General features: G+C 28.6%; 17 protein-coding genes and 1 riboswitch. Of the genes, 1 reads left to right on the top strand and 16 read right to left on the bottom strand.

Going from position 1 to position 24,115, the window contains the following annotated elements:
- Nucleotides 1-169 precede the first annotated feature (169 nt).
- The 5 genes from ACYUCG_RS12840 to ACYUCG_RS12820 all read right to left on the bottom strand — a co-directional run bounded on the left by ACYUCG_RS12840 (nt 170) and on the right by ACYUCG_RS12820 (nt 5,838).
- On the bottom strand, nt 170-1,138 hold the full coding sequence (locus tag ACYUCG_RS12840; RefSeq protein ID WP_460268729.1) for an ABC transporter ATP-binding protein: 969 nt from the start codon (nt 1,136-1,138) through the stop codon (nt 170-172).
- Nucleotides 1,139-2,116, bottom strand: coding sequence for an ABC transporter ATP-binding protein (locus tag ACYUCG_RS12835; protein WP_060794855.1), 978 nt, complete (start codon nt 2,114-2,116; stop codon nt 1,139-1,141).
- A gap of 13 nt (nt 2,117-2,129) precedes the next feature.
- Nucleotides 2,130-3,044 carry an oligopeptide ABC transporter permease gene (gene opp4C / locus ACYUCG_RS12830; RefSeq protein ID WP_124045853.1) on the bottom strand — a complete coding sequence of 305 codons (915 nt, stop codon included), beginning with the start codon at nt 3,042-3,044 and terminating at the stop codon, nt 2,130-2,132.
- Between the two features lie 14 nt (nt 3,045-3,058).
- Nucleotides 3,059-4,024 carry an ABC transporter permease gene (locus tag ACYUCG_RS12825; RefSeq protein WP_003454494.1) on the bottom strand — a complete coding sequence of 322 codons (966 nt, stop codon included), beginning with the start codon at nt 4,022-4,024 and terminating at the stop codon, nt 3,059-3,061.
- 74 nt (nt 4,025-4,098) lie between these two features.
- Nucleotides 4,099-5,838, bottom strand: coding sequence for an ABC transporter substrate-binding protein (locus ACYUCG_RS12820; RefSeq protein WP_460268728.1), 1,740 nt, complete (start codon nt 5,836-5,838; stop codon nt 4,099-4,101).
- A gap of 629 nt (nt 5,839-6,467) precedes the next feature.
- Here ACYUCG_RS12820 and ACYUCG_RS12815 point away from each other — a divergent pair.
- Nucleotides 6,468-7,760 (top strand): MFS transporter, encoded by a 1,293-nt coding sequence (locus tag ACYUCG_RS12815; protein WP_139934089.1) that lies wholly within the window; start codon nt 6,468-6,470, stop codon nt 7,758-7,760.
- A 360-nt stretch (nt 7,761-8,120) separates the two neighbouring features.
- Here the strand turns inward: ACYUCG_RS12815 and guaA are convergent, their stop codons facing one another.
- The 11 genes from guaA to ACYUCG_RS12760 form a co-directional block, all read right to left on the bottom strand.
- A complete protein-coding gene (guaA, locus tag ACYUCG_RS12810) occupies nt 8,121-9,650 on the bottom strand; it encodes a glutamine-hydrolyzing GMP synthase (protein ID WP_003460104.1) in 1,530 nt (509 codons plus the stop codon).
- A 107-nt stretch (nt 9,651-9,757) separates the two neighbouring features.
- A complete protein-coding gene (guaB, locus tag ACYUCG_RS12805; protein ID WP_003454518.1) occupies nt 9,758-11,212 on the bottom strand; it encodes an IMP dehydrogenase in 1,455 nt (484 codons plus the stop codon).
- Nucleotides 11,213-11,399: 187 nt separating this feature from the next.
- Nucleotides 11,400-11,497, bottom strand: a riboswitch (purine riboswitch).
- A gap of 426 nt (nt 11,498-11,923) precedes the next feature.
- Complete coding sequence (locus ACYUCG_RS12800; RefSeq protein WP_460268727.1) at nt 11,924-16,075, bottom strand: VWA domain-containing protein; 4,152 nt, start codon at nt 16,073-16,075, stop codon at nt 11,924-11,926.
- Nucleotides 16,076-16,096: 21 nt separating this feature from the next.
- The gene (locus ACYUCG_RS12795; RefSeq protein WP_460268726.1) at nt 16,097-16,687 is read right to left on the bottom strand and encodes a PilW family protein; all 591 of its coding nucleotides are present in this window, start codon (nt 16,685-16,687) and stop codon (nt 16,097-16,099) included.
- A gap of 26 nt (nt 16,688-16,713) precedes the next feature.
- Nucleotides 16,714-18,975, bottom strand: coding sequence for a hypothetical protein (locus tag ACYUCG_RS12790; RefSeq protein ID WP_460268725.1), 2,262 nt, complete (start codon nt 18,973-18,975; stop codon nt 16,714-16,716).
- Nucleotides 18,976-18,979: 4 nt separating this feature from the next.
- Nucleotides 18,980-20,011, bottom strand: a complete 1,032-nt coding sequence (locus ACYUCG_RS12785) for a type IV pilus modification PilV family protein (protein WP_460268724.1) — start codon at nt 20,009-20,011, stop codon at nt 18,980-18,982.
- A 20-nt stretch (nt 20,012-20,031) separates the two neighbouring features.
- Complete coding sequence (locus tag ACYUCG_RS12780; RefSeq protein ID WP_057232087.1) at nt 20,032-21,249, bottom strand: hypothetical protein; 1,218 nt, start codon at nt 21,247-21,249, stop codon at nt 20,032-20,034.
- Nucleotides 21,239-21,805 (bottom strand): PilN domain-containing protein, encoded by a 567-nt coding sequence (locus tag ACYUCG_RS12775; protein ID WP_460268723.1) that lies wholly within the window; start codon nt 21,803-21,805, stop codon nt 21,239-21,241. The genes ACYUCG_RS12780 and ACYUCG_RS12775 overlap by 11 nt, the downstream gene beginning before the upstream one ends.
- A gap of 14 nt (nt 21,806-21,819) precedes the next feature.
- Nucleotides 21,820-22,974 (bottom strand): type IV pilus assembly protein PilM, encoded by a 1,155-nt coding sequence (gene pilM / locus ACYUCG_RS12770; RefSeq protein WP_460268722.1) that lies wholly within the window; start codon nt 22,972-22,974, stop codon nt 21,820-21,822.
- Nucleotides 22,975-23,091: 117 nt separating this feature from the next.
- Entirely contained in the window at nt 23,092-23,637 is a 546-nt protein-coding gene (locus ACYUCG_RS12765) for a prepilin-type N-terminal cleavage/methylation domain-containing protein (RefSeq protein ID WP_460268721.1), read from the bottom strand.
- Nucleotides 23,638-23,652: 15 nt separating this feature from the next.
- Nucleotides 23,653-24,114: a prepilin-type N-terminal cleavage/methylation domain-containing protein gene (locus ACYUCG_RS12760; protein WP_460268720.1), complete on the bottom strand. Its 462-nt coding sequence runs from the start codon at nt 24,112-24,114 to the stop codon at nt 23,653-23,655.
- Between the last annotated feature and the right edge of the window lies 1 nt (nt 24,115).

Here is a 24,115-nt window from a genome sequence, read left to right as displayed (position 1 = left end):
TTTTATCATTTATTATTTATGGATTACAATACAATATAGAACTTTTTATATATTTAATGAAATTTTATTATATATAGTTATAGTGTAGGAGAATTTAATCCCCTACACTACATAAAATTTAATTTTTTAATTCAATTTTTACATTTTAATAAATAAAACTCAATTTTAATTAAACTAAGTGACATGCTACAAAGTGATCTTTTCCAACACACTTATATTCTGGAGCTTCCTTCTTGCATTTATCCATAGCATATGGACATCTAGTATGGAACTTACATCCACTTGGTGGATTAGCTGGTGAAGGAATATCACCCTTTAATATTATTCTCTCCCTCTTAATTGTAGGATCTGGTATTGGAACTGCTGATAATAATGCCTTTGTATATGGATGTAATGGATTATCATAAAGTTCATTTTTAGGAGCTAATTCAACTAAGCTACCTAAGTACATTACACCTATTTTATGACAAATATGCTTTACTATACTTAAATCATGAGATATGAAAAGATATGAAAATCCCATCTCTTCTTGTAAATCCATCATTAAGTTTACAATCTGTGATTGTATAGAAACATCAAGTGCTGAAACTGGTTCATCTGCAACTATAAAACTTGGATTTAAAATTAAGGCTCTTGCTATACCTATTCTTTGTCTTTGTCCACCTGAGAATTCATGTGGATATCTTTTCATATGATATCTAGCAAGTCCACATCTTTCTATAGTTTGAGCTACTCTTTCAGGTAATTCTTCTTTACTACATAATTTATGACTTAAAAGAGCCTCTCCTACTAAAGAGTCTACTGATAATCTAGGGTTTAATGATGAATATGGATCTTGGAATATCATTTGCATTTTTGGTCTTAAATCTCTAAGTTCTTTCTTTTTAAGAGCAAAAATATCTTTTCCTTCAAAATATACATTTCCATCTGTTTTTTCAAATAATCTTAAAATTGCTCTTCCTGTTGTTGATTTTCCACAACCTGATTCTCCAACTAGTCCTAAAGTTTCACCCTTATCTATAGTAAAACTTACTCCATCAACAGCTTTTACATTGCCAACTGTCTTAGAAAAAACTCCTGCTTTAATCGGAAAGTATTTTTTCAAATTTTCAACTTTTAAAACTGTATTATCTGCCATCTACTTTCCCTCCTTATATAACCAGCATGAAACTTTGTGTCTATTTCCTACATCAATAAGAGTAGGTTGAACATCCTTACATTTTTCCATACATCTATCACATCTCTCATTGAAGTAACAATTATCAGGCATACCTACTGGATTAGGAACTTGTCCTGGTATTGAATAAAGTCTAGTTTCATTTCCATTAACTGATGGCTTAGATTTAAGTAACCCTTGTGTATATGGATGAAGAGGGTTTTTAAATAACTCTAAAACTGGAGCTTCCTCAATAACCTTACCAGCATACATTACAACAACATAGTCCGCCATCTCAGCAACTACTCCTAAGTCATGTGTTATTAATAATATTGATGTATTTAATTTCTCTTTAATATCTCTCATAAGATCTAGAATTTGTGCTTGAATTGTAACATCAAGGGCAGTTGTAGGCTCGTCAGCTATTAAAAGCTTAGGATTACAACAAACTGCCATAGCAATCATAATTCTTTGTCTCATTCCCCCTGATAATTCGTGAGGATAAGATTTCATTATTTCTTCTGCTCTAGCTATACCAATTATTTTTAAAACTTCTATCGCTTTCTTTTCTGCTTCTTCTTTTGATAAATGCTGATGAAGAATTATTGCTTCACAAATTTGATCTCCTATTTTAAATACTGGGTTTAATGATGTCATAGGCTCTTGGAAGATAACTGATATATCATTTCCTCTCATATCCATAAGTTCTTGCTCTGTGAACTTTAAAACATCTTTTCCCTCAAAAAGAATTTCTCCTCCAACTATTTTTCCAGGAGGACTAGGTATTAATCTCATAAGAGACATGGCAGTAACAGATTTTCCACATCCAGATTCTCCAACTACACAAACTGTCTCTCCTTCTTTTATTTTAAAACTAACGTTATTTACAGCTTTAACAATTCCCTCACCTGTATGAAAGTGAGTTTCAAGATTTTTAAATTCTACTAATGTTTTTCCCATTACACTCGCCCCCTTAGACCTTTAGCTTAGGATCTAGAGCATCTCTTAATCCATCTCCAAAAATATTTATAGATATAACAGTTAAGAATATACATACTCCTGGAGGTATCCATAACCACCATCTATTTGTTAATGTATAATAATCTTGAGCTGTCTGTATCATATTACCCCAAGTTGGTGTAGGAGGTGTAACTCCAAGACCTAAGAAACTTAAAGATGATTCTGTTAATATAGCTCCACCAATTCCTAATGTAGCTGAAACTATAATAACTGCCAATGTATTAGGTAATAAGTGTAAAAACATTTTTCTAGCATCTGATAGTCCTAAGGCTTCTGCCGCTTGCATAAATTCTTGTTCTCTTAAAGATAAGACCATACCTCTAACCATACGACAGGTACCAGTCCAACTCAATGCCCCGATAATAAACATAACTACGAAAATTCTATACTCTGGTGGTATTTTTAAATCTGACATTATAGCAGATACCATTATTAATAATGATAAGAATGGGAAACACATAAATACGTCAACAATTCTCATTATTAAACTATCTACAAAGCCACCATAATATCCTGCTAATATACCTAAAGTTGTTCCTATAATTATAGAAATTCCTACCGCAACTATACCTATTGAAAGTGAATATCTTCCCCCGTACATAAGTCTAGCTAAAACATCTCTTCCTGATTCATCAGTTCCTAGCCAATGCTGAGCTGATGGAGGTTGATTAGTTCTTACTAGATCTATTGTTAAATGATCATGTGGATATAACATTGGTCCTAATATTGAAATTAAAACTAAGACCAACAATATAAATAAGCCACCTAAAGCTAGCTTGTTTTTTTTCAGTCTTTTAAAAGCTACAGTCCAAGGGCTTTCTATTTTCTCTTTTTTCACTTTAACTTCTTTATTTAATTCTGTTTGCATATAAAAAGCACCTCCTACTTAAGCCTTATTCTTGGATCTACTAATGCATATATAATATCAGCAAGTAAGTTTCCTATTAAAACCAATATAGCTAAAGTAAGGTTTATACCCATAAGTAGATAATAATCTCTGTTATTAACTGCACTTAACTGTACTGGACCTATTCCTGGCCAGTTAAAGATTTTTTCTGTTAATGTAGCACCTGAGAATAATCCTGGAATTGACATTCCTAATAGTGTTACAACTGGTATAAGTGCATTTCTTAAAGCATGTTTATATATAACTACCTTCTCTTTTAATCCTTTTGCTCTTGCAGTTCTTATATAATCTTGTCTAACTACCTCAAGCATACTTGATCTTGTGTATCTCATCCATCCACCTACACTTCCAAGAGTTAAAACTATAAGTGGTAAAATCATATGTTTTAATACGTCTAGAACATATTGCATTCCTGTATATGCACTTCCTGGAGTAGTCATACCCGATATTGGAAATAAATTAAGTTGAACTCCTAAATATTTAATTAATATAAGTCCAAAGAAAAATGATGGCATTGATATTCCCATAAGGGCAAATACCGTAAAAAATTTATCAAAGAATGAATATTGCTTTGTTGCTGAAACTATACCTATTGGCACCGCAATTATAAGCCCCAAAATTAGTGATGCCGCTCCTAAAATAAAGGAATTTGGTATAAAATCTTTCATTACTTCTGAAACTGGTCTTTTATAGTAAAAAGATTCTCCTAAAGACCCTTCTGTTACAACGCCTTTTAACCAATACATGTACTGCGTTGTTTTTGGCTCATCTAAATGATATTTCTCTCTTATTGCTTGTTTTGTTTCTACACTCATATTTGGATCCATATTTGCTGTAATAGCATCTCCTGGAGCCATAGCAAATATGAAGAAAAGTACTAATGATACACCAACAATAGTCGGTATTATTAATAGTATTCTTCTAGTGATATACTGTAGCATATTGCTGTTCCCCCCATTTTTCAAAATTAGCCTGGATTTTTTGTCCAGGCTAATTTCTTAATTTATTTTAAATTTTATTTATTGTTATCTAATTCAAGTTTATAAACATCGTGAGTCCAATCTATATAAGTTGAAGGGTTGTATCCTTTAACTCTTGAATTTGATGCAAACATTTCTTGTGCATTTCCAAGAAGAATATAAGGTACATCTTCAGAGAATTTTAATTGCCATTCAGCATAAGCTTTCTTTCTCTCCTCTTGATTTGTTGTTCCTTTACCTTCTTTTAATAACTTATCTGCTTCTTCATTTCTCCATCCAATATTATTAAATCCGCCTGGTACATCTTGAGAGATTGCAAATATTCCTGATGGATCTGGATCTATTGAAAGATTCCAAGCACCATTGAATATATCATATTCTCTGTTATTAACTTTATCCATCATTGTTCCAAATTCCATTAATTCTGGAGTAACCTTAACACCAATTTGTTCCCAAGATTGTTGAACTATTGGGATTAAAGCATCAACATATTTAGAACCAGTATAAGTTAACCATTGAAGTTCTAATTCAACTCCATCCTTATCTCTAACTCCATTTCCATTTGTATCTTTCCAACCTGCTTCATCAAGTAATTGATTAGCTTTTTCTGGATTATATTCATACTTAGGAACATCTGGGTTATATGCCCATGAAGTAGGAAGAATATGTGAATTATAAACTTGACCATATCCTTGGTAATAAGATTGCATGAATCCTTCTCTATTTAATCCATAAAGTAACGCTTGTCTTACTTTAGGATCCTTAACTTTATCACTTCCATAGTTAAGCCCTATATATCCATAACCATTTTGCATATATAAATCTAAATTTAAGAATCCAGCTTGTTTTAATGGATCTATATTTTCTGGTTTAGCACCAACTCTATCTATATCAACTGTTCCAGCCATTAATTCTTGTAGTAATGTTTGTGCATTTGTAACTTTCATTACTATATAAGGAATCTTCGGCTCCCCTTTCCAGTAATCAGCATTTTTTTCAAACTTAACTTCTTGTCCTGGTTTAAAGTGAACAAATTTATAAGCACCTGAACCTACTGGCTCTAATAATTTATCCTTAACAGCTTGGAAGTTTCCTTTTTCAAATTTATAAACACTTTCAGGCATAATTCCATATTCAAAATTCCATATACCAGCTGCATCAGTATTCTTGTTAGTGAATGATATTGTATAATCATCAATAACCTTTATACCTTCAACACTACTAGCATCACCCTTATTGTACTCTTCATATCCAACTAAATTATTTACAGCATCCATTCTTGGTCCATCATATCCTGGATCACAAATAGAAGTAAATGTAAATGCTACATCCTTTGCTGTTAATTCTTGACCATTAGTAAATTTAATACCCTTATTTAATTTAAATGTATAAGTTTTTCCATCTTCAGAAACTTCATAACTTTCTGCTACATTTGGAATTGGTTCTCCCTTTTCATTATTAGTAATCAATCCATCAAATACTAACTTGTTAACCCATGAATCATAAAGAGTAGAAGAATATATTGGTACAAATTCACCCTTTGGATCTGTAGTCCCTACTATTAAAGTATCAGTTCTATTTTTTGCAGCATCTGGAAGTGCACTAGGATTTGACGCCTCTATTCTCTCTGGCTTTGATAAATCCTTAGTAGTTCCTCCTGATTCTGAACTATTACCATTTCCTTGAGCTGTATTGTTAGCTCCGCCTCCACATGCTACAAATAACATTGAAGCCGCTAACCCCGCTGTTAATAATACAACTAATTTTCTTTTCATTTAATCTGCCCCCTTTTAATATATTTATTGCTGTTACGTAACAAATTTAAAATGCCCCATATGAAAAATCTTGCTACAATAACATACATTTACTGTGATTTTTAAAATAAAATTTTATTACGTATTTTTCTTTGTTTTCATGTTAACACTTATATAACTTATAATTTACTTGTAAGTAAATATTTTAATTAATAAATTATCAAAATAAACCTTAATATATAATTACTTTATCAAAAATTCAAGTGTATATCATAGAAAAACACACGTCTTTTAAAATTATATTATTTGTATTTTAAATTATTTCCAATAATTTTGCAATATTGTAAAATTATTTTTTCATTATAAATATTTTCTCAAAAAGATTATTAATTACAATCAATAAATCTTAACTATAAATAATAAGTTATTTTAAATATATGCCTAATATGTATTAAATTATTAATTTTAAAGATAATAATATATATAATATGCAATTTTAATAATTTGTTCCTATAAAAATATTTTTACTTTCGTGATAAAAGTTACAGTTTATTCTCTTGTTTGATGATATACTTGCAAAGTATTTATTAGATAATTATAAATTTTAGAGTTAAAAAATTAACAATCAAAGAAAAAACGGAGTGAATGAGATGAAAAACTTAAATCTTAAAGGTAATCCAAATCGTGGATTAACAGGAGCTACTTTAGGTTTCTTCATAGGTTTTGCAGCAGTTTCTCTTTACGGACCAACTTCTGCAGTATTTAAAGAAGCCTTCGTAAACCTTAATCCAGTATTACTAGCATTACTTATTGCAGCCCCTAACCTGTCAGGTTCTTTACTTAGAATACCTTTTTCAGCATGGGTTGATACAACTGGTGGGAGAAAGCCCCTTATAGTTTTACTACTTTTATCAATAATAGGTATGGGTGGTTTATACGTAGTATTAGCTTTCTTTAGCAATAATTTAAATCAATATTATTATTTATTATTTGCACTTGGACTATTATCTGGATGTGGTATAGCAACATTCTCTGTTGGTGTCAGCCAAGCATCATATTGGTTCCCAAAAAGCAAACAAGGTGTAGCTTTAGGAATATATGGTGGTGTTGGTAACTTAGCACCTGGAATATTTGCATTATTAATTCCAAACTTAGCACTTCCTCTATTAGGATTACCTGGTTCTTACTTAGCTTGGTTAATATTCTTAATAGTTGGTACTGTAATTTACATAAAAATAGGTCAAAATGCTTGGTACTTCCAACTTGTTGACAAAGGAATAAATAAAGATGAAGCTAAGGAAATAGCATCAAAAGAGTATGGTCAAGAATTATTCCCTAAGGGAAAAGCAAGTGAAACACTTTTAATATCAGCTAAGTCATGGAAAACTTGGGCTTTAGTATTTATCTATTTCACAACTTTTGGTGGATTCTTAGCATTAACAGGTTGGTTCCCTAACTACTGGATGACTTATTTCGGATTAAATATGAAAGTTGCAGGTCTTTTAACAGCTTTATATTCTATATTAACTTCATTAACTAGAATATATGGTGGAAAAGTTGCTGATAAAAATGGTGGAGAAATAACTACTATAGTTTCTCTAGGAATAGCACTTATAGGTGCAATTTGTATGACTTTTGCTTCAACTATGACTTTAGCAATAATAGGTATAATCTTACTTGCTATTGGTATGGGAGTTGCAAACGCAGCAGTATTTAAAATAGTTCCTAATGCAGTTCCAGAGGCAATGGGTGGAGCTTCAGGATGGATTGGTGGATTAGGTGCTTTAGGTGGATTCTTAATACCTCCTGTAATGGCATCATTCCTAAACAGATCAGGATTTGCTGGATATTCACAAGGATTTTCAGTATTTATAGTTTTAATAATTGTAGCAATTGGAGTAATAGCTTTATTCCAAGCTTTACAAAAGAAATCAGCAAAATAAAACATTTATATAAAACAAAAGTAGCTATGAAATTTCATAGCTACTTTTTTATTTTAAATTATAAGTAATTTATAAATATAAAATTATCCACCAAAATTAAAACTCTAAATTATCCACAAAATATTATTAAAGCCCCTTTATAATCTAATAAAAAAGCATATATTTTTATTGATTATAACAAGATAAATAGACAATCATACTAAAATGACTGCCTATTTATCCGTAATAAAAATTTATATATCTTTTGATTAGTTTGGATACTTAAATTTTATCTGATTTAGACCTATTAAGAATTTTTAACCAGATAAATTATATTAAAATTCAGATAGGATTAATACCTATCTGAATTAATTATTTATATTATTCCCACTCGATAGTTGCTGGTGGTTTTGAAGTTACATCATAAACAATTCTGTTAACTCCCTTAACTTCATTTACAATCCTTCTTGATACTTTATCTATAACTTCATATGGTATATGAGCCCAGTTTGAAGTCATTCCGTCTGATGATGTAACTGCTCTTAATCCTACAGTGTGGCAGTAAGTTCTTTCGTCTCCCATAACACCAACTGATTGAATGTTAGGTAATACTGCGAAGTATTGCCATATTTCACTTTCAAGACCTGCTAAAGCTATTTCTTCTCTGAATATAGCGTCAGCTTCTCTAACAACTTCTAATTTATCTTCAGTTACTTCTCCTAGAACTCTTATAGCTAAGCCTGGTCCTGGGAATGGCTGTCTCCATACTAAGTGGTGAGGAATTCCTAATTCTTCTCCTACAGCTCTTACTTCATCTTTGAATAATTCTCTTAATGGCTCTATTAATGAGAATTCCATATCTTCTGGAAGTCCTCCAACATTGTGGTGACTCTTAATTACTGCTGAAGTATCTGTTCCACTTTCAACAACGTCTGGATAAATTGTTCCTTGAACTAAGAATTTAATATCTCCTAATTTTCCAGCTTCTTCTTCAAATACTCTTATGAATTCTTCTCCGATTATCTTTCTCTTAGTTTCTGGATCTGAAACTCCTTTTAATTTACCTAAGAATCTATCTTGAGCGTTAACTCTGATAAGGTTCATATCAAAACCTTCTTTGAAGATTTTTTCTACTTGATCTCCCTCATCTTTTCTTAATAGACCGTGGTCAACAAAGATACAAGTTAACTGCTTACCTACAGCCTTATGAACCATAACAGCTGCAACTGATGAATCAACTCCACCTGATAATGCACATATTAATTTTTTATCTCCAACTATTTTCTTGATTTCAGCTATTTTTTCTTCTGCGAAAGAAGCCATTGACCAAGAATTTTCTAATCCACATATATTGTAAAGGAAATTTCTCATCATGTTTTGACCAAATGGAGTGTGCTCAACTTCTGGATGGAATTGAACTCCATAAAGTCTTCTTTCTTCGTTTTCCATAGCCGCTACTGGACAAACATCTGTATGAGCTATGATTTTGAATCCTTCTGGTGCTTCTGCTATGTAATCAGTGTGACTCATCCAACAAGTTTCATCTGCTTCTATTCCAGCAAATAATTTTGATGAATTATCTAAAGTTACATTAGTTTTTCCATATTCTCTTACTGGAGCAGTATCAACTTTTCCACCTAAAAGATGTGCCATTAATTGATCTCCATAGCATATTCCTAATACAGGAACATTTAAGTTAAATATTTCTTTGTCTAATGTAGGAGTGTTTTCTCCATAAACTGAGTTTGGTCCACCAGTGAATATTATTCCCTTTGGATTCTTTTCTTTTATTTTTTCTATACTATATGTGTAAGGTATTATTTCGCAATAAACTCCACATTCTCTAACTCTTCTAGCTATTAATTGATTATATTGTCCACCAAAGTCGACAACTAAAACTAAATCTCTCATTTGCTTTCCTCCACAATTTCATTTTCCGTTTATGTATAAAGTATACTCAACAAAATGTTAAAACTTATAAGATATATTTCAACATTTTGCTGAAGCTTTTAATCTAATTATTGGTTAACACTGTAGTTTGGTGCTTCCTTAGTTATGTTTATATCATGAGGGTGACTTTCTCTAAATCCTGCTGAAGTTTGAACAACAAAATTAGCATTTTCATATAAATTTTCTAAAGTTGGTGCTCCTAAGTAACCCATTCCTGATTTTATTCCACCTATTAGTTGGTAGATAGTATCTGCTAAATGTCCTTTGTAAGCAATTCTTCCTTCTACACCTTCTGGAACGAATTTCTTAGTACCATTTTGGAAATATCTATCACTTGATCCTTTAGCCATAGCTCCAAGTGAACCCATTCCTCTGTAAACTTTGTAGCTTCTACCTTGATATATTTCTATAGCTCCTGGTGCTTCTTCACATCCTGCAAAGATTGATCCCATCATAGCTGCACATGCTCCAGCTGCTAAAGCCTTAACTATATCTCCTGAATATTTTAATCCACCGTCAGCTATTACTGGTATTCCTAGCTTTTTACCTTCTTCAGCACAATCCATAACTGCTGTTAATTGAGGAACCCCAACACCTGCAACTATTCTTGTAGTACATATTGATCCAGGTCCTATACCTACTTTAACACAATCTGCACCTGCTTCTGCTAAATCTCTTACAGCCTCTGGTGTAGCTATGTTACCAGCTATTACTTGAAGTTCAGGATATTTAGCTTTTATTCTCTTAACTCCTTCAATAACTCCTTTTGAATGACCATGAGCTGTATCTAAAACAATAACGTCAACCTTTGCTTTAACTACTGCATCTACTCTTTCCATCATGTCATTAGTTACACCGATTGAAGCTCCACATAAAAGTCTTCCTTTTTCATCTTTAGCTGCATTTGGGAAAGCTTTAGCTTTTTCTATATCTTTTATAGTTATAAGTCCTTTTAGATTATTTTCATCATCAACTAAAGGAAGCTTTTCTATTTTATGTTGCTTTAATATTTCTAATGCTTCAGTTAATGTAGTTCCTTCCTTCGCAGTAACTAATGGACTTTTTGTCATAACTTCTGAAACTTTTTTATCGTAGTTTGTTTCAAATACTATGTCTCTGTTTGTTATGATTCCAACTAGTTTTCCTTCTCTTGTTACAGGAACTCCTGAAATTCTGTATTGAGCCATTAAATCTAAAGCTTCTCTTACTGTGTGATCTTCTGATAAGAATATTGGATCTGTTATTACTCCATTTTCTTGTCTTTTTACTCTATCAACTTCTCTTGCTTGATCTTCTATTGTCATGTTTTTATGGATTATTCCTATTCCACCTTCTCTAGCCATAGCTATTGCCATTTTAGATTCAGTAACTGTATCCATACTTGCACTCATTAATGGAATGTTTAATTGAATTTTTTTAGTTAATTGAGTTTTTAAAGAAACCTCATTAGGTAGGACCTCTGATTTGTTTGGTACTAGTAATACATCATCAAATGTATATGCTGTTTTTAATATTCTTGCCATACTATCGCCTCCACACACTATCTTTAAGTTATTTACGTACAATTAAATGTTTTTCCGTATTTCCACCTTTTTAAATCCCGCTCATTTTTGAAAGTAAACTTGCAAATATACATAGAAAACGAAATTTTGTTTTCAAAAAAAAGCATAATAACTCCCAAGTGAAGTTAATATGCTTATAGTACACCTATAGTATATCAAATTCACTCATAGACGGAAATTTAAGGTTTCCGGTAGAAACGCCTTGCCTTATTCAAAGCTTATACGAGTTTATTTATATTCCGTTTTGTTTAATTTTTATTAATTATAATCTATGAAAGAAAGCTTGTCAATAAAATGCAGAAAATTAATTTCAAAAGTTCATAATTGATTTTTTTCTTGCATTATTTATAATAATTGAATAAAATAATTCATAATCTCATTCATAATGTACTATATTCTTATTAGTAGTACTTTTAATATTAATACATACATTTTTTATTTTATTATATATATCTTACATATTATTTATAATCCTAGTCTTTTGTAGTAAGATATTTAGCCATTCTTCATACTTATAAATAAAATTTACTTGATTAAACAATACTAAAGGCACTTCTCTCTTAATTTTCTTTTTAAGTTTTTAATAATTAAATATATTATGCTCTAAAATTTATTAATAAATACAAAAATAAGACCACAAATTAAGTTATGTGATCTTATTTTTCTTTTAGTTTAAAATACATCTGGCATTTCTCCAGAAATAAATTCTTTATTCTTAGTGCTATTTGGATTATTTTCAATGCTCGCAGTTACATTTAAACTCTGTGGATTCTCTTTAGTTTCTACTTTTGGAGTAGTTATTTCAGAAACAATAACATACTTTTTCTCAACAAAATTATTTTTATTAAGAATATTATTTAAATTAATCTTAATTGACTTTCCATCATCATCTGTTTTAATATTATTTTCTCCTATATCAATTTTTGTACTAATAATATTATTATTTTCATCTACCTCATATAATTTTAATGTTTTATCGTTTATTGTTCCTTTATCAATCTTTAATATTACTGAAGTTTCTGGAGATTTTGCATCAACTTCTACTGCTACTTTACTAGGTATTCCCCCAGCAATATTATTAGCAGTTTCATTTATAATTGATTTATTTGTTTTATTGTCATAATCTAATAGTCCTATACTTTCTATTGTTGAAGGATTATTTTTAATATCTAATTTACCATTAAAATATTGAGTAATTAACTCATCGCTATCTCCACATTTATAACTTAATATATTTTCAGCTGGATTTATATTAATACCATCTTTATTAGGTCTTATATTATAACTCGTCTTAACCTTAATAGGTATTGATATTTTTTTATCTCTTCCATCAAATACATATTTTGAACCATTATGTTTAAAATTCATAGGTTTTTTAAATGATATTGTAAACTTAGAATCTTCGTTCTTATATATTTTATATTCACTATTTTCTACATCATCAGTTACTAATTTAATATCATCTGGTAGTTTTCCTGTTATATTTATAGAATTAACAGATATACTTTCCTTATCTCCCTCATTAAAAGGTATTTCTTTTGGAGTTATATTATAATTCAATGTAAATTCCTTTCCAGGATAAATATTTTCATCACTACTTATAGTAGCTTCAAATATTTCATTATTTTTAAAATACCCATACTCTCCTTTTAAAACACTTTTTTCATTATTATTTGATTTTTCTATAACTTCATAAGTGATTTTATAAGGTTTTTTACTAAATGGTAGCATTAAGTTATGCTCTCCAGAAAATGTTGCACTTGCAATTTCTCCAGGAGTAGTATTTTTTGAAGGATAAAATTTAAATCCACTTCCATTTTCCATAAATTTTATATTTTCTTTAAACTTACCTAACTGATTATTATAATCTTCAAGCTTATATTTCAACATATAATCATTATTATAATTTTTAATAATATAATTAATTTGCTCATTAGTTTTTCTTATATCTTTAGGTTCAGTATCACCATAATAGTTGTAATTCAACTCAAAAGCTCCACTCCCACCATAGTTATAATACTCAACATATATAGGATAATACATATTTTTATCTAAATACACTGGTTCAAAGCTACTATAATAAGTTGGTCTATGTGGAGAGAAATTAGATTTTAAATATACAATTCCCTTATCAAATCCTTGATCACTACCTGGATATCCAGCTAAATCTATTCCCCACTCATTATTAGTAAAGTCTATTTTTTTATTATCAGTTGTTATCCATGCTCTTACACCATCATCTGCATAAGCTCCTAATATATACCAACCACTCTCTTCAGGCTGTATATATCCCCAATATTTATTTATTTCTACATAATTGGAGCCTAAAGGAATACCCATATGATTATATGAATCAAAAAATATGCTATTTAAGTTCCTATCTCTTGAAATAGTAGCTGGTAAAATTTCAGATTTTCCTTTTGACTTTTGAAATAACTTATTTCTATCAGTCCATGTCTTTTCTGTTTTATCAGTGTCTGAAATTAAGTTCTCATAAAACATAGCGTTTAGATTTCCTTCTTTACCTATATCTACATCACTAGTATTTATTATGTTACCGTCTGAATGTAAAGGTAGCGTTCCACTTTTAATTGAATTATTATCTTCATCAACAAAATTATATTTAAAATAATATTCTTTTTTCTTATCACCTATTCCCTTAACTTTTATATCAGCATAACCTTGTCCAAATATCTCTGTTGCTTCTGTAGACTTTCCAACATTAATATTATTCTTAGAAGAGTTATATGTATTTCCAACCTTTCCTCTAGAATCATTTATATCAATAGTTGTTACTCTTTGCCCTATATTAAAAGTTATCTTTGGAAATTTAGCTATTTCATTATTATTTTCACTATTTATAATCTTTGCCTCTACATCCTGCTTTATAATATTTCCCGTATCATTAAGAGCTTTATATGTAACTTCAATATTAAAGTTATTAGCATTAAAATCATTATTTTTGCCTTTTTTATAGGTTATTGTTAATTGATATTTTCCATTGCCTATATTCTTAATGCTAACTTTATCTCCTCCAACTACTTTTATATCATCAATACTTACTCCTTTTGGCAGCTTATTAAAATCTAGTATTGTTTTTACTGTAACTTCTGATTCTACCATATTTAAAGCTTCATTAAACTTCTTTTCAAGGGATTCTGAACTATTATTTCCTATTAATATGTTTTTAGTTGCATCACCAAATTCAGCTAATTGATATACAGTACCATATCTAGAGTATCCTTTATTTGTATTCTTTCCTAATTTAAATTCTCCGTCAGATTTTATCAAAATTCCTGAATCTGAACTTATATCTCCACATTTTTGTACTTTTTCTTTGTGCCCATTTAACTCTAATTCTTTTACTTGTCCATCTTTTAATCCTATTAAATCCTTATTTTTTATTTCATTAACACCACCAAAAAACATAGGGTACATTGTTATTCCAGAATCAGCAACTTCCTTTGCCATATAACATGAATATATTTGTCCTAAAATATTATTAAAGTATTGAGTTCCTGTAAAGGTTGCATTTCCAAGCTCTTTATAATTTTTTAAATTATTATTACTTTTTACATTACGTGCATTTATATAAAATTCCTCTGATTTATTTATATAATTTAAAAATTTCTCTAAACTATTTATCTTATAATTTAAATTATCTATTGAATAATAATTATGGTAATCGTAATAGTACTTTGTATTTGCTATTTTTAATTTATTTATATTTTCCGAAAATAAATTATTTAACTTATCTAAATCTCTATTAATCTTTTTAATTTTTTCATTTAATATATATATATTATAATCATTCAAACTTAAAATATAATTATCTTCAATTATATTATTAATATCCTGTATATAAGAATTCATACTTTTAAAAATTTTTCCCAAATATCTCTGTTCATAATAATTAGACATAATTAACTTATTCCAATTACCTAGACTAGTATTAAAATTTGCATTTTTATCCTTTTGACTAAACCACATTCTATTATTTATTTCATCATCACCTAAATAAAAATATCTTTCAGATAAATAAGTATTAACACCATCATACTGTATTCCGGTATTATCAAAAACTATATCCCCATGGTAATAACTACTTCCAAAACTACTAATAATATTATCTTTATTAATATCATGGTTTTCTATATCTTTATTATTATTATAGTTACTCATCCAAAAATCTTCTTTATTTTTAATATTACTGTAATCTTCTTCACTTCTGAAAAATCTTCCTGTATATGCATTGGCAAATCCATTTGTCATAATTATAATAACCTTTTTGTTATTATTTTTCTCTTTGGTTAACATTGACTTAGCTAACCTTAAAGCATCACCAGTATTAGTTCCCAGATGATTTGCATCTTTTTCATACTCTTCAATAACATTAGTGTATTTGCTACTATTTAATTCTCTAACAATACTTGCAGAACCATTATATTCTACTATACCCAATCTTCTGTTAGGTCCAGTAATAAAATCATTTGCAAATTTTGTTACAGCAGCTTTTACAGTAGGGATATTATTACCGTTAGTTTGAGATGTATCGACTATAACAACAGCATCAATTGGCTTTTCTTCAATAGAAAGTTTTTGTGGTTCTATATTATAACTAACATTAACACTATCTCCATCATTTATATTAACTGTTCCTGTACCATTTTCAGAAACAATAACATCCTCAGATTTATTTATCTTAATATTAAATTTAGGATCATTAAACACAATTCCATATGCAACCATTCCAGCCATACTAAAAACTAATAATAAACTTATAATAGCAAAATTTACTCTTCTTTTATTTTTTAATAAATTCATTTCACTCACCTCCATCCAAACTTAATTTTTATTTCTAAAGGTTAATATATTGCTTACCTTATATGGTGTATTCTTTCTAGTATCAAATGTAATTTCAATTTTAATAGCATTAGCATTTTTAAAATTATTGATTTCTTCTTTACCTTGTGTTGATTCTTCTGTTAAAGAGGTTAATTCAATGCTACTAACTAAATCTCCTATTTTAACCTCTTCTGAATCTTTCTTCTTCATATATAATGATCTATCTTTTAGTATAAATGTTATATGTTCATTTTTATTTTCACTATTATTAAAAGTTAGTTTAAGGTAGCCATCTTTTGATTTCAAAGAGTTCTTTTTTAAACTCTCAGTATAATTATTATTTGAAAGAACCTCATTTTTAACATTAGTTAAGCTTTCTATATTAGATGCTTCCATAGCTGAATCAGTAAAATAATTCATTATGGCCTTAGCTTCCCTTTGAAAATCTATTTGATTGCTTGTCTTATCTAAAGTTACATAATTTGAAATAAAGAAAGGTGCAACTATCATTAATATTATTGCTATTAAGGATAGTGCCACAACTAATTCTATAAGAGAAAGCCCTCTTCTTTTTAATTTTAAATTTTTCATTTAATCACCAACCTTCTCTTAATAGCTTAATTTACTTCCCAATTACTTGTTTTAACTAAATTTAAAGTATTATCACTCATGTTGGTTTGTGATTTTATTGTAATAAAATTATTACAAACCTGTCCTCTAAATAAATTTTTAAAATAATTGTAATTTTGAGATATTATTTTTTTTATAATATTGTCATCATATACTAAGTCAATTTTTTTACTTTCTTTAACATCTAGATTATCAGCTGTTATAATAGTTCCATTAAACTTTAAACTTTTATCTTTAGAATCTAATATTACATTTTTCTTTGTAACTATTATTCCTGCACCAATTCCATTTCCTAGATTTATTTCATTATCAGTTACATCTGTTGAATTCCCATATTTAATTGTAAGATTTCCACCCTTATCATTTTTAGAATCTATATAGATTATTGCCTTAGTTAACTTTCCATCACTCTCTTTAATATTTACAATTTTTCTTACTTCCTTATCAGGAAATTCAATTTCTGAATTATCATTATTTGTTGTATTAATTAAGCTTCCTATATAATTAATTGCCTTTTCATATTGATTAACTTGATTTATTCTAACGCCAGTGGTCTTGTCTAAGTTATCATTATTTTGCCTTACTTCATTATTGCTTATTGTAGCTCCAATACTAGTTGTATTATTAGGTAAACTTATTCCATCTAAATGTTTAGTTCCCTTTGCATTTTTAACATTATCCTTAAAATATTTTGCCTTTTCACCAACAGAATCTAGCTTTACAAGTTGTAGTGGATTATAATATTTAAATTCCACATTTCCATTATCAACTGTATAGGCTATATAATTTCCTTTAACAGAAACAGACTCTCCAGTTTGATATGCTTCAGGCTTTGTATTTATGTAAGCTGTTCCCATTATAATAGCTTCTTGTCCTATTTTTATACTTGATCCATTTCCTATATCATCTGTGTTTACTATAATTGCGCTAGAATTATTTATTTTACCTGTTAATTTATCTTCAGTTCTATTACTATTTAGCCCATAAAAACCATCATTTAAATTTATTGATGATTTTTTTCCATTTAATATTAAATCGTTCATTGCATAAACAGGATAATTAGAAGTAATATTTCCTTTACTAACATCTTTGTCAAAACCAATCTTATCTCCATTTATTCCTATATTTCCTGTGTATACACCTAAGTTGTTATTTAAATTACTATCAGATTTTTTTGATTCATCATTTAAATTACTCTTATTATTTTTACTATTTTCTGTTTCACAACCAACTTTTAAATTACTTCCTTCTCCACCAAGTCTTATATCATTCTTACTTACCAAAGAGCCATTATTAACACTAAGTGTTCCTCCGTTAATAACAACCCCATCTCCATCTTTTTTATTAACTATATTTCCACTTGTTAAATCTTCTTTATCCTTAACAACATTTGCTGATACAAAAATTCCACCATCCACATTTAATGTAGATCCTGTACCAATATTTAAGTTTTCTCCAACAACTAAACCATTTGAGCATACATTATATAAAGGAAACTCTTCAATTTTATAAGCTCCATTATAATCTGGAACCTCAATATTAAAAGTTAAAGATACATCTTTATAGTTCTTATTACCATCTGATTCTTTAACATTAAACTTAGAATCTAATCTTAAACTTACTTCTTCCTTTTTATCCTTGTCAGATGTGGTTTTAAAATTTAAAATTCCACTTAAACCACTTCCATTAGATACTTTTTTATTATTTATATCAATAAGAGTAATATCATAATTACCCTCTTCATTTTTTTCTTTATTTTTATCTTCTTCAGCCATTTTAATTAAATTGTTATTAAACTTAACTTTATTATTTTCTAATAAAAATACTTTTTCATTTTTACTAACTTCACTATTAGGATTTAATTCCTTTATAATATATTCCTTATAAGCTTTCTTGAATATTTTATTCTGACTTTCTTCCTTTTCAGATGATATTTTTTTATAACCATCATCTGTTTTATTACCACCTGATTTTAAATCTTCCTCTGATGATAATGATGCATCTTCTTTCGCAACAGCATCATTTCCATAAGTTATAGCCTTAGCAGTAAGAATATCTAAGGCTTTTTGAACTTTATCAAGTCCTGATTCTGACATATATAAATTTTGAGTTTTCTTCCCATGGACAATCATTGCCTTATAGTTTGTTAAAGAAAGTGAAACTATAGCAGTACCTATTACAGCAATTATTGCTAATACCACTATTACATAAGCAAGAGTTGCCCCTTTTCTTTTTTTCCTACAAAACATGCTATCATCCTCCTATAAACTCTGTTGTATTAAGGTTATAAAGAACCTCATCTTTTTCCTTAACCTTTAAATTAATATTAAATAATTGACCTCTTAAATCTTCACTATTTCCCTCTATATAATTCTTAAATACACTTACATCACCATGAGGATTTTCAGTTGAAGTATAAATGTTATACCTTACTCCACTCCCTTTATTCTTGTATGTATAAACATTCAATTGACTTCCTATGCATTTATTTGCTATTTTTAAGTTTATTTCCTTATTTATAGAATCTTCATAAAAGCGTACTTTTATATTGTTTATATTTCTATCAACACTGTTTTTATCTAATAAATTTTTATTGTTATTACTAGACTGATCGTTATTAACTGGTTGGCCCTCATTATCACATCTAATATCTATCTTTCCATCTTCATTTTTAGTTATATTAAGATTTAGTATTCTTTTTTTATTGATTCCATCCTTATTTATATTATTATATTTAATTACATACCAACCAGGTTTAACTATTGGATTGTAGTTATCATCCCCTTCTTTAATTAACCTATGTACTGTTATAGTGCTATTTCCTATATACACCATATAATCAATTCCTAGACTAGTGTCATTAAAAGCATGTTCCTTGTCATTTTCTCCATTATCCTCAAGCTTACCCTGCGTTATGTCTCCATCTATGTTAAATTTCTTCTTATTATTAGGATCTACATATTCACCTTCAACTTTATAAATTGGATTGTCCTTTGTCTTTATAACATTTAAATTTCCAATCTTCAATGTAGCTTTATGACTCTCACTATAATTAGCATCTGAATCTATTTTATTTAGCTGATTTAACTTAATTGTTTTTAATTGTTCTAAGGCACCTTGTCCAGCATTTATAGCCTGCTCCTTTGTAGCACTTTTTACTGATGTTTTAACTGCTGTTAAAGTAAAGCTACCTAGGGGTATCATTATTAAAGTAAACAAAACCAAACTAATTATAGCTTCTATTACTGTAAACCCTTTTTTACTTTTTCTTTTTTTGATACCCATAGCTTCACACACCTTTTCTATTAGTTTTTAATCACTTTAACTTTACCATCTGTGGTTACATTAACTCTTGGACTTTTTTCGTCATCTTTATTTATTATTAAATTAACTTCTTTATCTGAACTATTCACTATTTTTATGTTAGCTCCAGATTTATCATCTTTATTTACTCTCTTCTCTGAGAATATTTCAAAGTTTATGTCATTTCCATTTGGTTTAAATTCTTCTCCATTACCTTCAAATTTTGTTGGGTAACTCTTTCCTTCAACCTTGTATTTATAATAGTACTTTCCATTATCACCTGAAATGTACATCTCAATATTACTTACTGAGTTTTCATCATTATTTAAATATGTTTTTTTATCTTTATCATCTGCTTTACCTAAAACTATTGTTGGCAAATCTGAATTTATAGGTCTAACAGTCATTAAGAAATCATTCTTAACCTTTGAATTTTCTAATTCATTTTCTATTGTTCCTGTTCCAACCGCACTTGCTCCTGAAAATGGATTTTCCTTACCATACTTCTCATCAGCTGTTGTAAACTCTTCTTTTGAAGCATCTATCTTTGGAATTGCAACAAGTTGTATATTCATATTTGCTGATACATTTCCATCAGTTTGTGCACTTAAATTAAAATTAAGTATATTTATGTGCTTTGGATTCTCTTCAATAGACTTCATAAATTTCATAACATTATCATAAGTACCATTTACACTTAATGAAACTGTCATTTGGTTTAAGTTATAAATTTCCTCTGGTTTTTTATCTTTTTTATCTTCATTTTTCTTCTTATCGGTTATATTATTATAATCATTAACTATTCCCTGTATTTGGTTTTTATTTTCATCATCCTCACTTTTACTAGATGAATCTCCCTCTTGCTTTTCAATAACAGGCATAGTTTTTATTTCAGAAAAACTCATAGTTCCTTTAACATTTGCATCATTCATAAGATTATTTAATTCTAATATTATATTAGGCTGTGATATGTTTGAATAAAAGCCTGATGTTAAGTTTTGAATTTCTGAATTAAAAATATTTATTTCTTCCTTATTAGGTTCTATGGAATTAACCATTTTCACATCATCATTATATTCTTGCTTTACTTTTAGTTCTTTTGATTTTAAATCCTTTAATTTGTTATATTGATAGTCCCAAACCACTTTATAGTATCCAAAACCAACAACCCCTAGAGCTAGGACAAATAATAAAGTTTTTTCTCTTTTATTAATTTTCATTATTTCCTACCTCCTTTAAAGTACAACTTATGGAGAATGAATAGTCTCCCTGTGCATTTCTTTCTCCAATTCCACTTATATATGTATTTTCTATAAAACCTAAATTATTTAAGTTATATTGAAGATCACTTATAGCACTTCTTGTTTTTGATAATGCTTGTATAGTTAATGTTTTGTTGTCTATACTTATTTGAGTAAATACTAAATCCTTAGGAACAGTACTATTTATTATTTTAATTCTTTGAGTAGTTACATAGTTATTATCATAAACTTGTCCTGTAGCAACTTTCACATTATTATAATACTTTTCTAAATCATCATGTTCCTTTTCCACCTTCATTGCTATACCTAACTTTTCTTGCATATCTGGATTATCTATTTCTCCTTGATAATAACTTATGTTTTTACCTAAAACATGTTCTTTTATCATATTTACTGAAAAGTTAACTGCAAATATAAAGGCTAAGGCTCCAACTATTCCAAATCCTATATACTTTCTTTTTGAATCACTTTTTCTTTCCTCAGCTATATGGGAGAAAAAGTTAAAATCTCTCATTATTTATCACCAACCTAAAGTCTTATTAAGGCTCCAATAGCGTTTATGTATTCTGAAATATTCACTTCTTCTACACCTTTTTTAAATTCTATATTGCTATTTCCTTGAACTATCTTTACTTTCATATTTAGTTTAGTTGATACATATCTTTCTAGTCCTTTTATGTTTGAACTTCCTCCACAAAGATATATCTTGTCTATATTATTTTGAGTACTTTTACTTTTATAATATTTAATTATTCTATTTGCTTCATCAAACCAAGAATCTACAACCTCTCTAACAACATGCTCTAAAGGCCCTTCTTCTCTGTTCATCAAATTGCAATTTTCTCTCTTTTGCATCTCTGCATTTTCCGATGAAATTTCTAATACTTTTGATATTTTACTGTTTAAATAATTCCCACCAGATTTTGTAGTTTTTATCAGTATTAACTCATTATCTTTCATTATTGTTAATCCTATATTTTCTGCTCCCATATCAATACTTAAAACAGATTCCTTTATTTCAGGATTCATTACATAATAAGCTTTTCTTTTAGAATTATAATTTAAATCTAAAGCATATGGTTTTCCACCAATTTTATTAACAAGTTCTGCATAGGAATAAACCATTCTATTTGGATAAACCACAATTAAAACCTCTAGCTTTTCATTCCCATCAATAACCTTTTCTCCTAAAACATTATATTGAATCATATGATCCTCTAAATTTATAGGCAGATATTGCTGAACTTCGTACTTAATAACTGATTCTATTTCATCCTCATCCACCTTTGGAATAATAATTGTTCTATTTATAATAGAAGTACTATTTGTAGTAAAAATTACATTATCATTCTTAACATTATTAGAATCCAAAGCATCATTAATAGCCATAGCCAAACTATCTATATCCTTAATATGACCATCCTCTATACTTCCTTCAGGAGTCTTAAAAGAAAAAGCTTTGTCTATACTAACCTTGTTTCTATGATATCTCCCAACCACAACCTTGGTATTCTCACTTCCAACATCAATAGAAATAGCTTTTTTACATATAACAATCTTAGATTTTTTCTTACTACCTTTTTTATCATTCTTTTTCCCTGAATTTTTCTTCTTAATAGCTTTGATTATATCCGAAACATCCATCTGCAATATACTCTTTTTCTCTTTATTTCCTATTGCCAAAACTTTCCCTCCTTTACCTTTATAGTTTAAAAGTGCAAGGAAAAATTCCTTACACTTTTTTCATTATAATTAAAAAATCACCTTATTATTTCACTAATATTAAAACTTTTAATACTATTAATTATTTTTTTCATTAGTTGCTGATGCTGATGTATTTGAAGGTGCTGGTGTTGTATTTGAAGATTTAGTTTCTTCTTTTGGTGTACCAGTTCCATCACCATTTAAATCATATGGTTCTTTTCCATCTGGATAAACTAAATAATCTTTACCATTTGCTTGAATGTAAACCTTAATAACTGGTGAATCTTCTTTGCCTGAAACTTCTACTGCAAATACACCACCATCAATTGATTTTGGTTTAGGTATAGTTTGAAGATACCCTTGTATATCTGTAACGTCGTCTTTAGCATTTGGATTAGTTTCAATTTCAGTTACAGTATTTAATTCTGTTCCTGGTATTATCTTACCTTCGGCAACCAAAGCTGATGTTGCATCATATATTGTTTTTGCACTTGCTATATCTGCTTTAACTCTTGATTTTCTTTGTATTGACAAGAAGTTTGGAATTGCTATTGCTGCTAATATTGCTATTATTGCTATTACTATAATAAGTTCAATTAGCGTAAAACCTTTTTTCTTTTTATTTTGTTTTCTTAAAGACATTACTAGCCCTCCTTATTATTTATTTAAATCATATTCACTATTTTGAGTTTCAGGATACAATTCAATTGCATTTCCTGCTTTTGGTTTTATATAAACTTTAATCTCAGGTTTAGATTCAGACTTAGTTATTGAAATTGCAAATGTTGAGTTATCTACTGACTTAGGAGTAGGTATAGTTTGTAAATATCCTTGTAAATCTAAAACATCTTTATTAGTTTTATCATTTATTGGAGTAACAGAATCCAATTTCCCAAAATCAGTTGATCCTGGTACTATCTTACCTTCTGCAATTAAAGCTGATGTTGCATCATATATTGTTTTTGCACTTGCTATATCTGCTTTAACTTTTGATTTTCTTTGTATTGATAAGAAATTTGGTATAGCTATTGCTGCTAATATTGCTATTATTGCTATTACTATAATAAGTTCAATTAGCGTAAAACCTTTTTTCTTCTTGTTTTGTTTTTTTGTATTCATT

The sequence above is a fragment of the Clostridium sp. CTA-17 genome (assembly GCF_054767895.1).
Note: the sequence above shows the minus strand (reverse complement) of the source record. Positions and strands in the feature narration are given on the sequence as shown.